The sequence below is a fragment of the Mycobacterium toneyamaense genome (assembly GCF_055384815.1).
The window spans coordinates 2,904,711-2,915,967 of record NZ_AP040333.1; the positions used below are offsets into that span (position 1 = coordinate 2,904,711).

At 69.7% G+C, this 11,257-nt stretch carries 8 protein-coding genes; 7 read left to right on the forward strand and 1 reads right to left on the reverse strand.

Features of this window, described 5'->3' with window-relative positions:
- Positions 1-37 precede the first annotated feature (37 nt).
- From ACZ5IQ_RS14110 to ACZ5IQ_RS14140, 7 genes are all read left to right on the forward strand, one after another.
- Positions 38-3,304, forward strand: a complete 3,267-nt coding sequence (locus tag ACZ5IQ_RS14110; protein ID WP_212811584.1) for a transglutaminase family protein — start codon at positions 38-40, stop codon at positions 3,302-3,304.
- Positions 3,304-5,988 (forward strand): circularly permuted type 2 ATP-grasp protein, encoded by a 2,685-nt coding sequence (locus tag ACZ5IQ_RS14115; RefSeq protein WP_464481387.1) that lies wholly within the window; start codon positions 3,304-3,306, stop codon positions 5,986-5,988. Before ACZ5IQ_RS14110 ends, ACZ5IQ_RS14115 begins: the two co-directional genes overlap by 1 nt.
- Positions 5,985-6,881, forward strand: coding sequence for a transglutaminase family protein (locus ACZ5IQ_RS14120; RefSeq protein ID WP_464481388.1), 897 nt, complete (start codon positions 5,985-5,987; stop codon positions 6,879-6,881). Before ACZ5IQ_RS14115 ends, ACZ5IQ_RS14120 begins: the two co-directional genes overlap by 4 nt.
- Positions 6,874-7,899, forward strand: a complete 1,026-nt coding sequence (locus tag ACZ5IQ_RS14125; RefSeq protein WP_212811581.1) for a zinc-binding metallopeptidase family protein — start codon at positions 6,874-6,876, stop codon at positions 7,897-7,899. The genes ACZ5IQ_RS14120 and ACZ5IQ_RS14125 overlap by 8 nt, the downstream gene beginning before the upstream one ends.
- Positions 7,900-7,931: 32 nt before the next feature.
- Positions 7,932-8,240, forward strand: a complete 309-nt coding sequence (locus ACZ5IQ_RS14130; protein ID WP_346415622.1) for a DUF4333 domain-containing protein — start codon at positions 7,932-7,934, stop codon at positions 8,238-8,240.
- Between the two features lie 68 nt (positions 8,241-8,308).
- Positions 8,309-9,145 carry a DUF3097 domain-containing protein gene (locus tag ACZ5IQ_RS14135; RefSeq protein ID WP_406802077.1) on the forward strand — a complete coding sequence of 279 codons (837 nt, stop codon included), beginning with the start codon at positions 8,309-8,311 and terminating at the stop codon, positions 9,143-9,145.
- Between the two features lie 34 nt (positions 9,146-9,179).
- Positions 9,180-10,508 (forward strand): replication-associated recombination protein A, encoded by a 1,329-nt coding sequence (locus tag ACZ5IQ_RS14140; protein ID WP_212811579.1) that lies wholly within the window; start codon positions 9,180-9,182, stop codon positions 10,506-10,508.
- Here the strand turns inward: ACZ5IQ_RS14140 and ACZ5IQ_RS14145 are convergent.
- Complete coding sequence (locus ACZ5IQ_RS14145; protein WP_212811578.1) at positions 10,505-11,122, reverse strand: hypothetical protein; 618 nt, start codon at positions 11,120-11,122, stop codon at positions 10,505-10,507. The two genes, ACZ5IQ_RS14140 and ACZ5IQ_RS14145, sit on opposite strands and share 4 nt — an antisense overlap.
- Between the last annotated feature and the right edge of the window lie 135 nt (positions 11,123-11,257).

The following is an 11,257-nucleotide window of genomic DNA, read 5'->3' on the forward strand; positions in this document are numbered from 1 at the left end:
CTGCGACCTGCCCGTTCTTGTGGTGGGATCGATCGCTATGGCAATCAAGGTGGCGCTGGAGCACCGCACCAGCTACACGTTCGACCGGCTGGTCAAGGTGTACCCGCACGTGGTTCGGTTGCGCCCCGCACCGCACTCGCGGACGCCGATCGAGGCCTATTCGCTGCAGGTCGAGCCCGCCGACCACTTCATCAACTGGCAACAGGACGCCTTCGGTAACTTCGTGGGGCGCTTGGTCTTTCCGAACCGCGCCACCAAGTTGAGCATCACCGTCGGACTGATCGCCGACCTCAAGGTCATCAACCCGTTCGACTTCTTCATCGAGGAATGGGCCGAAACCGTCCCGTTCGCCTACCCGGACAACCTGCTCGACGACCTCAAGCCCTACCTTCGCCCCGTCGACGACGCCGACGATCTGACGGCGGCCTGGGTCCGGAACTTCGACGTGGTGCCCGGCACCGGCACCATCGACTTCCTGGTGTCGCTGAACCGGGCGGTCAATGCCGACGTCGGCTACAGCGTTCGCCTCGAACCCGGTGTCCAGACACCGGATCACACCCTGCGCACCGGCATCGGCTCGTGCCGGGACTCCGCCTGGCTGCTGGTCGCCATCCTGCGAAAGATGGGCTTCGCCGCCCGCTTCGTGTCCGGCTACCTGGTGCAACTGGCCGCCGACATCGAGGCGCTCGACGGACCGTCGGGCCCCGCCGCCGACTTCACCGACCTGCACGCCTGGGCCGAGGTGTACATCCCGGGCGCCGGCTGGGTCGGCCTCGACGCGACCTCGGGTCTGCTGGCCGGGGAGGGCCACATCCCGCTGTCGGCGACGCCGCACCCGGAATCGGCCGCCCCGATCACCGGCGCCGTCGAGCCCTGCGAATCCACGCTCGACTTCGTCAACGTGGTGACGCGGGTGCACGAAGACCCGCGCGTCACCCTGCCGTACACCGAACAGGCATGGGAGTCGATCCGGGCCCTCGGCGCCGTCATCGATGAACGGATGGCCGAGCGCGACGTGCGGCTGACCGTCGGCGGCGAACCCACCTTCGTCTCGATCGACAACCAGACCGACGAGGAATGGACCACGGCCGCCGACGGCCCGCACAAGCGCGTGCTCGCCTCGGCGCTCACCGCCCAGCTGAAAGCCGCCTGGGCCCCGGACGGGCTGGTACAGCGCAGCCAGGGCAAGTGGTATCCGGGGGAGCCGTTGCCGCGCTGGCAGATCGGGCTGATGTGGCGCACCGACGGGACGCCACTGTGGACCGATGCGGCGCTGCTGGCCGATCCGTGGTCCGGTGAATCCCATGAGGTTTCACCGGATGCCGCGCGCCGGTTGCTCACCGAGATCGCCGACGGGCTCGGGCTGCCGGACAGTCAGGTGCGTCCGGCCTACGAGGACGCCCTCGCCCGGCTGGCCGCTGCTGTCCGGCGTCCGGACGGGGACCCGGTCACCGGCGATCTGACGGACGACGGTGCCGCCCAGCGGAAAGCCCTGGCGGACAAGCTCGATGCCGCGGTCACCGAACCCGCGGCCCACGTCCTGCCGCTGCATCGCCGTGAGGACGACACCGGGTGGGTCTCCGCCGACTGGAAACTGCGCCGCGGGCGATTGGTGCTCATCGGCGGCGATTCGCCTGCGGGCCTGCGATTGCCGCTCGACTCGATCAGCTGGCAGCCGCCGCGATCGGTGCCCGACGCCGACCCGCTGGCGCCCGCGCGCGTCGACACCCCCGCCAGGCCCGCGACCGTCGTCAGCGCCGACGGCGCACCTCCCACCGCCCTGGTCGCCGAGGTCCGCGACGGTCTGCTGTACGTATTCTTGCCGCCCACAACGGCATTCGACGATTTCGCCGATCTGGTCGGCCGGATCGAGAAAGCCACTGCCAATCTCGGCGTCGCCGTCGTGATCGAGGGCTACGGACCGCCGCCGGACGCCCGGCTCCAGCAGATGACCGTCACTCCCGACCCGGGTGTCATCGAGGTCAACGTGGCGCCCACCGCCGGCTTCGCCGAGCAGGCCGCACAACTGGAGACCCTGTACGAGGCGGCCCGGCAGGCCCGGCTCGGCACGGAGTCCTTCGACGTCGACGGCACCCACGGCGGCACGGGCGGTGGCAACCACATCACCCTCGGTGGCGTCACCCCCGCCGACTCACCGTTGCTGCGCCGGCCCGACCTGCTGGTGTCGATGCTGACGTACTGGCAACGGCATCCGGCGCTGTCGTACCTGTTCTCCGGCCGGTTCGTCGGCACGACGTCGCAGGCCCCGCGCGTCGACGAAGGACGCCTCGAGGCGCTGTACGAGCTGGAGATCGCGTTCGCCGAGATCGAGCGTGTGGCCGAGGGAGCTCCGTGGGCCGTCGACCGCGCCCTGCGGCACCTCCTCACCGACATCACCGGAAACACGCACCGCGCCGAGTTCTGCATCGACAAGCTCTACAGCCCCGACAGTGCCCGCGGCCGGCTCGGCCTGCTGGAACTGCGCGGCTTCGAGATGCCGCCGCATTTCCAGATGGCCATGGTGCAGTCGCTGCTGGTGCGGTCGCTGGTCGCATGGTTCTGGGACGAGCCGCTGCGGGCCCCGCTGATCCGGCACGGTGAGAACCTGCACGGCCGGTACCTGTTGCCGCACTTCGTCATACAAGACATCGCCGAGGTCGCCGCCGACCTGCGGGCGCACGGCATCCCGTTCGACACCAGCTGGCTGGATCCGTTCACCGAGTTCCGCTTCCCCCGGATCGGCAGCGTCATTCTGGACGGTGCCGAGTTGGAGCTGCGCGGCGCCATCGAGCCGTGGAACACCCTCGGCGAGGAATCCACCGGCACCGGCACCGCCCGCTACGTCGACTCATCGGTGGAGCGGCTGCAGGTCCGGCTCATCGGCGCCGACCGGAACCGGTACCTCGTCACGGTGAACGGGCACCCCATCCCGCTGCTGGCCACCGACTCGCCCGACGTGCAGGTCGGCGGCGTCCGGTACCGGGCCTGGCAACCACCGAGCGCGCTGCACCCCACCATCACCGTCGACGGACCGCTGCGGTTCGAACTCGTGGATGGGTTCACCGGTTTCTCCAAAGGCGGCTGTACCTACCACGTCTCGCATCCGGGAGGCCGCGCATACGACACCCCGCCGGTCAACGCCGTCGAAGCCGAGTCGCGACGGGGCCGCCGTTTCGAGGCCATCGGATTCACCCCGGGCGCCGTCGATCTGGCCGATCTCCGGGAGAAGCGGGCCCGTCAATCCACCGATGGCGGAGCGTCGGGCATCCTCGATCTGCGCCGGGTGCGTACCGTTCTGCGGTAATGGTTCTCCGTACACACACATCCCCAGAGCTGGCCGAGGAGGCGGCGCCCGTCGGCGACCCACTGGCCGGATATCGGGCCGACCGGGCCCAGGAGCCGTTGTTCGACGTCCGCGACGTGGCCGGTGTCGGTTACGACGAGCTGGTCGATGAGTCGGGCGCGATCAGGCCGGCCTGGCAGGAGCTGACCGACTGCGTCCGCGACCGCGGTCGGGCCGGCCTGGACCAGCTGCGTGGCGTCGTCCGGGAACTCGTCGACAACGACGGCATCAGCTATGTGCAGGTCGACCGGGACGGCGAGACCGTCACCGACATCGACGGCACGCCGGTGGTGGACACGTGGCAGCTCGACGCCCTGCCCCTGGTGTTGTCCGCGGCGGACTGGCGCACCCTCGAATCCGGATTGGTGCAACGTTCCCGCCTGCTCGACGCGGTGCTCACCGACCTGTACGGCGCGCGCCGCGCCATCACCTCCGGCGTGCTGCCGCCGGAGTTGTTGTACGCCCATCCCGGTTACGTGCGGGCGGCCCGCGGCATCACGGTGCCGGGACGCCACCAGCTGTTCCTGCACGGCTGCGACGTCAGCCGCCATCGCGACGGTGGCTTCGCGGTGAACGCGGACTGGACGCAGGCGCCGTCGGGCGCCGGGTATGCGCTCGCCGACCGGCGGGTCGTCGCGCACGCGGTGCCCGAGCTGTACGAGAAGATGGCGCCGCGCCCGGCGTCGCCTTGGGCACAGGCCCTGCGGCTGGCACTGATCGATGCGGCACCGGAAGCCGCGCGCGAGCCGGTGGTCGTCGTCCTCAGCCCCGGCAGCCACTCCGAGACCGCCTTCGACCAGGCCTACCTGGCCGGCGTGTTGGGTTTCCCGTTGGTCGAGAGCGCCGACCTCGTGGTGCGTGACGGCAATCTCTGGATGCGCTCGCTCGGCACCCTCAAACGGGTCGACGTCGTACTGCGCCGGGTGGACGCCGAGTACGTCGATCCCTTGGACCTGCGTCCGGATTCCCGGCTCGGTGTCGTCGGCCTCGTCGAGGTGCTGCGCCGCGGGGCGGTGACGGTGGTGAACACCCTCGGCAGCGGCATCCTCGAAAGCCCGGGTATCGCCCGCTTCCTGCCGGAGCTGGCCGAACTGCTCACCGGGGAGACCCCGGAACTGCCGAGCGCCCGATGTTTCTGGGGCGGCATCGACGCCGAACGTTCGCACCTGTTGAGCAAACTGTCCACCCTGTTGATCAGGCCGGTGACCGGCGGACCGGCGATCGTCGGCCCCGCCCTGTCCAGCGCCAAGCGGGCCGCGCTGGCGGCCCGGATCTCCGCCGCCCCGTGGCAATGGATGGGCCAGGAACTGCCCGAGTTCTCCACGGCCCCCGTGGATCTGCTGCCCAGCGGACTGTCCGCCGACAGCGTCGGGATGCGGCTGTTCACCGTCGCCCAGCGCGGGGGATACGCGCCGATGATCGGTGGGCTGGGTTACGTGCTGGCCCGCGGGCACGCCGCCTACGGCATGGAAACCGTTGCGGCCAAGGATGTCTGGGTGCGATCGCCCGACCGGGCCGCGGTGGTGCAGACGCAGGCCGTCGAGCTGCCGGCCATGACGGCGAGCCCGACCCGCGCGGTGAGCTCGCCGCGTGTGCTCTCCGACCTGTTCTGGCTGGGCCGGTACGCCGAACGTGCCGAGTTCACCGCCCGGCTGCTCACCGTCACCCGCGAGCGCTACCACGAATTCCGCTACCGGCGGGACCTCGGCGGCAGTGATTGCGTGCCGGTACTACTGACCGCACTGGGCCAGATCACCGGCACCGACACCGGCGCCGACGGCGACTACGCCGAACAACTGGCCATCACGCCGACCACGCTGTGGGCACTCACCGCCGACCGGCACCGTCCGGGCTCGCTGGCGCAGTCCGTCGAACGGCTGGGCCTGGCCGCGCGCGCCGTCCGCGACCAGATGTCGAACGACACCTGGATGGTGCTGGCCGCCGTCGAACGCGCGGTGCTGCAGCCGTCCGACCGCGCTCGGCAGCGCCAGGGCACCGCGCTGCCGCCGCCGGATTCGAAGACCAAGGGGGAGGCGTACCTGTCGACCGCGCCCAGCCAGACCCTGGCGGGGATGCTGGCCCTGTCCGGCGTGGCGGCCGAATCCATGGTGCGTGACGTGGGCTGGACGATGATGGACATCGGCAAGCGCATCGAGCGCGGTCTCGGCCTGACCGCGCTGCTGCGGGCCACCCTCACCACCGCCCACGGTGCCGAGACCGAACGGACCGTCAGCGAGTCCGTGCTCGTGGTGTGTGAATCGGCGGTGATGTATCGCAGGCGCATGCTGGGACAGGTGAGCGTGGCAGCCATCGCCGACCTGGTGCTGTTCGACGAGGAGAACCCGCGGTCGCTGGCCTTCCAGTTCGAGCGCCTGCGCACCGACCTGCGGGCACTGCCGTCCTCGACGGGATCGACCCGCCCGGAACGGATGATCGACGAGATCGCCGCCCGCCTGCGACGCCAGGATCCGGCCGATCTCGAGCACGTCACCGACGACGGGCGGCGCGCTGAACTCGCCGAGCTGCTCGACGGTATGCACACCGATCTGCGGGAGTTGTCCGAGCTGATCCGGGCCGCGCACCTGGCCCTCCCGAGTGGCATGCAGCCGCTGTGGGGCCCCGACGAACGGCGGCAGATGCCATGAGCCGCGAGTACCAGATCACCCATCGCACGCGGTACCGCTACTCCGACGTCGTCACCAGCTCGTACGGCCGCGGATTCCTCACCCCGCGCGACAGCGGTCAGCAGCGCTGCCAGTCGTACCGGCTCAACATCGACCCCGAACCTGCCGACCGTTCCACGAGCCGGGACGCGTACGGCAACATCAGCTCGTATTTCCATGTGACGCAACCACATCACGAACTCGTCGTGACGGGACGCAGCATCGTGGAGGTCGACCCGCCGCCCGCCGAGTGGTACGCCGCAGGTGCGGCGCTGGCGCCGTGGGAGCAGTCCCGGCCGACGGGGCCGGACGGTGCGCTGGCCACCGAATTCGTGCTCGACCTGCAACCCGCGGAGATCACCGACGAGGTGCGGGATTACGCCGCACCGAGTTTCGTGCCGGGCCGTCCGCTGATCGAGGTGCTGCGCGACCTGAACTCGCGCATCTTCGCCGACTTCACCTACCGGTCCGGGTCGACGACGGTGTCCACCCGGGTCGCGGAAGTCCTGGCCGCCCGCGAAGGGGTGTGCCAGGACTTCGCCCGCCTGGCCATCGCCTGCCTGCGCGCGAACGGTCTTGCCGCCAGCTATGTTTCGGGGTATCTGGCCACCGACCCGCCGCCGGGCAAAGAACGTATGGTGGGAATCGATGCCACCCATGCCTGGGCGTCAGTGTGGACGCCGCAGAACAACTGGCTGGGGCTGGACCCGACCAACGACCAGATGGTCGACGAACGCTACATCGTGGTCGGGTTCGGGCGCGACTACGCCGACGTGCCGCCGCTGCGCGGCATCATCTACACCGACTCAGAGAGCAGCATCATCGACGTCTCCGTCGACGTCGCACCTATTGCGGGAGGCGAACTGCGTGCGTGACTTCAACTGCCCCAACTGCGGCCAGCGGCTGGCCTTCGAGAACTCGGTGTGCCTGGGCTGCGGCAGCGCCCTGGGGTTCTCGCTGGACGACATGGCGCTGTTGGTGATCGCGCCGCCGGACGGTACCGGCGACAGCGACCACGCCGGAGCGGTGGCCTCGACCGACTACCAGCTGTGCGCGAATCTTCATCTGGCGCAATGCAACTGGCTGGTCCGGATCGAGCCGGTGCGGCAGCTGTGCCCATCCTGCGCGTTGACCCGGACGCGCCCCAATGACGACGACACCAAGGCGCTGGCGGCCTTCGCGGTCGCCGAGCAGGCCAAGCGCCGGCTGATCGCCGAACTGACGGAGCTGGGCCTGTCGACCGAGGGCCTGGCCTTCGACCTGTTGTCCAGCGAGCAGCAACAGGTGTTCACCGGGCACCAGAACGGCGTCATCACCCTGGACCTCGCCGAGGGCGACGACGTGCACCGCGAACAGCTGCGCATCGCCATGGCCGAGCCGTACCGGACGCTGCTGGGCCACTTCCGCCACGAGATCGGGCACTACTACTTCTACCGGCTGGTCGAGCCGTCGCCCGATGCCCTCGCGCGGTTCACCGAATTGTTCGGGGACCCCGACGCCGACTACCAGGCGGCGCTGGACCGGCACTACCGCGACGGTGCGCCCGCCGGGTGGGAGGAGCAGTACGTGTCGTCGTACGCCACGATGCATCCGGCCGAGGACTGGGCCGAGACGTTCGCGCACTATCTGCACATCCGGGACGCCCTCGACACCGCGGCGGCCTTCGGTTTCGCGCCCGCCGGCGCCACCTTCGAGCGGCGGGTGCTGGGCCCCAGCGGATTTGACACCCTGATCGAGCTCTGGCTGCCGCTGGCCTGGGCGTTGAACATGGTCAACCGGTCGATGGGCAAAGAGGATCTGTATCCGTTCGTGCTGCCGGCCGCGGTGCTCGAGAAGATGCGGTTCATCCATACGGCGGTGGACGAGGCGGGCGCCTCCCGCGCGGCGCGTTGACGCGGTCACGGCGATAGAGCACGATCGCGCCCATGATGCGCGTACGGGTGGGGGCAGCGGTGCTATTGGGTCTGGTGGCCCTGTCACCGGCCGGGTGTAGCTCGAAAACCACGGTCAAGGCCGACGACGCCGCCAAACAGGTGGTCAAGCTGGTGTCGGATCAGAACAAGTTCACCCCCACCGACGTGAAGTGTCCGTCCGACGTGGAAGCCACCAAGGGCGCACAGTTCGACTGCCACTTCACCGGTCCGCGCAAGGTCCAGTACGTCGCCCACATGAAGATCGTCAAAGTCGACGGTGAACGCATCACCTGTGACATCAAGGTCGAGAAGGCCCCGTAACCGGTCTGTGACGAAAACACGGGTGGCGCAACCGGATCTGGCCCGCGATCGTTCCTAGGATCGGTGCCGTGAGCGACCGATACGGATCCGATGTACTGGCCCGCAACCCGAACGCCAGAAAGCGTTCGACCGAGCAACCCGCCGAGAAGGGGCTCGTGGTGGAGTGCGCCACGACCGGCTTCGTGGGCGCCGTGATCTCGGTCGAGTACGGCCGCATGGTCCTCGAGGACTTCGACGGCTACCGCAAGCCGTTCCCCATCGGCCCGGGCTATCTGGTCGACGGCAATCCCGTCATCCTCACCGCGCCCAAGCGCACCGCGCCGGCCGCGCCCACCCGCACGGCCTCGGGTTCGGTTGCCGTGCAAGGACATCGGGCCCGCACCGCGCTGGCCAGCCGCATCTACGTGGAGGGCCGCCACGACGCCGAACTGGTCGAGCAGGTGTGGGGACACGATCTGCGGGTCGAGGGCGTGGTCGTCGAATACCTCGGCGGTGTCGACGACCTGGCCGCCATCGTGCGCGAGTTCCGGCCGGGACCGGGCCGCCGGCTCGGCGTGCTCGTCGACCACCTGGTGTCGGGCTCGAAGGAGGCCCGGATCGCCGAACAGGTGCGCCGTGGTCCGGGTGGCGAGCACACGCTGGTCGTGGGCCACCCGTTCATCGACATCTGGGAGGCCGTCAAACCCGCCCGCATCGGGCGTGAGGCGTGGCCCGTCATCCCGCGCGGCATCGAATGGAAGCACGGCGTGTGCGACGCGCTCGGCTGGCCGCACGCCGACCAGGCCGACATCGCCCACGCGTGGCAGCGCATCCGGGGCCGGGTGCGGGACTGGAACGACCTCGAACCCGCGCTGATCGGACGGGTCGAGGAACTCATCGACTTCGTGACCGCACCTGCCGACTGAACCGCCGGTCGGTGCGGCGTGGTAAGCCTGAACCGTGTCTGATGGGCTGTTCGACGTAGGGGGCGAACCCGACGTATCGTCCGCCGCCCCCACCCAGGCACCATTGGCGGTGCGGATGCGGCCCGCCGGCCTCGACGAGGTCGTCGGCCAGGATCACCTGCTCAAGCCGGGTTCGCCCCTCCGCCGCCTCGTCGAGGGCTCGGGCGCGGCCAGCGTCATCCTCTACGGGCCGCCCGGCACCGGCAAGACCACCCTGGCGTCGCTGATCTCGGGGGCCACCGGCCGCCGGTTCGAGGCGCTGTCGGCGCTGTCGGCCGGCGTCAAGGACGTCCGCGCGGTGATAGAAGAAGCACGTCGAGGCGCGATTCACGGCCGTCAGACCGTGCTGTTCATCGACGAGGTGCACCGCTTCTCCAAGACGCAGCAGGACGCCCTGCTGGCGGCCGTCGAGAACCGGGTCGTGCTGCTGGTGGCGGCGACCACCGAGAATCCGTCGTTCTCGGTGGTGGCCCCACTGCTGTCGCGCTCGCTGATCCTGCAGCTGCAACCGCTCACGGCCGACGCCGTCCGGACCGTCGTGCAGCGGGCGATCACCGATCCGCGCGGTCTGGGCGGTGCCGTCGAGGTCGACGACAACGCCGTCGAGCTGCTCGTGACGCTGTCGGCGGGTGATGCGCGGCGGGCGCTGACGGCGCTCGAGGTCGCCGCCGAGACGGCCGGAGACGGGCCGGTGTCCATTGAAGTCATCGAGCAGTCCCTCGACAAGGCTGCCGTGCGCTACGACCGCGACGGGGACCAGCACTACGACGTCGTCAGCGCGTTCATCAAATCGGTGCGCGGCTCGGACGTCGACGCCGCGCTGCACTACCTGGCGCGGATGCTGACCGCGGGGGAGGACCCGCGCTTCATCGCTCGCCGGCTGATGATCCTGGCCAGCGAGGACATCGGCATCGCCGATCCGACGGCCCTGCCGATCGCCGTCGCCGCCGCGCAGACCGTGCAGCTCATCGGGCTACCGGAGGCCCAACTGACCCTGGCCCACGCGACGGTGCACCTGGCGACGGCGCCGAAATCCAACGCGGTGACCGTCGCCCTCGGCGCGGCGATGGCCGACATCAAGGCCGGCAAGGCCGGCATGGTGCCCGCGCATCTGCGCGACGGGCACTACGCCGGTGCCGCCGCACTCGGCCACGCCCAGGGCTACAAGTACGCCCACGACCACCCGGGTGGTGTTGCGGCGCAACAGTATCCACCCGATGAGCTGGTCGGGGTCGACTACTACCGGCCCACCGCGTACGGGGCGGAACGCGAGATCGGCGGCCGGTTGGAGAAGCTGCGCGCCATCATCCGGCGCAAGCGCTAGACCAGTTCGGGTACCCGCAGGTGGGCGATCGCGAGATCGAATGCGCAGTCGGCGATCTCCGACGCCCCGGCGGCCTGCACCGATTCGACCTTCAGTGCCGTGGCCTGCTGCCAGTAGTCCGCCATCAACTCGCGGGTGCGGAAGGACGCCGACGACACCGCACGGCCCGAACCGCGGTCGACGAGCAGGCTGGCGCTGCAGAACCCCGGCAGGTGCTCGATCTGCCGCAGCACGGTGTCGCGGTAGTAGTCGATGCCGGCCTCCATGAGATCCGGCGGCACGGTGAGCCAGGTGGCCCGCACACACGCGCCGTTACCGTGCTCACGGTGCAGAACGGCGATCTCCCACTCCTCGACCAGCGGGGCGCCGCCACCGAAGCGTTCGGCGGCGAGATTGCGGAGCCGGCGGCCCTCGCCGGCGCTGTAATGCAGGGCGTCCTCGGACTCCCACGCGCTGGTGGCGATGCACCGGCCGGATTCCCGGTCGACCAGCAGAGACAGGCCGATGGAACCGGGAAGTTCCTGCAGCACGGGCATGACCTCGTCGCGGATATAGGCAATGCCGTCATCGATCTGGTCAGGGCTCGCCATCATCGTGGTAGAACGTGCGAACACGGTCCACCCCCTCTTTGTTCAGGGCGGCGCTCCGGTGGCGCCACCGGATAGACACAACTGTCCGCCGCGGCGGCGCTGCGCACAAGGCCGACCGGTACTGTTATCCGGGCAACTACCCGGTCCCCAGACGGACAA

What these genes read in the sequence shown, in the direction of transcription:
- ACZ5IQ_RS14110 (WP_212811584.1), top strand. Translation starts at nt 38, where the DNA reads ATGGCAATCAAGGTGGCGCTGGAGCACCGCACCAGCTACACGTTCGAC.
- ACZ5IQ_RS14130 (WP_346415622.1), top strand. Translation starts at nt 7,932, where the DNA reads ATGATGCGCGTACGGGTGGGGGCAGCGGTGCTATTGGGTCTGGTGGCC.
- ACZ5IQ_RS14120 (WP_464481388.1), top strand. Translation starts at nt 5,985, where the DNA reads ATGAGCCGCGAGTACCAGATCACCCATCGCACGCGGTACCGCTACTCC.
- ACZ5IQ_RS14115 (WP_464481387.1), top strand. Translation starts at nt 3,304, where the DNA reads ATGGTTCTCCGTACACACACATCCCCAGAGCTGGCCGAGGAGGCGGCG.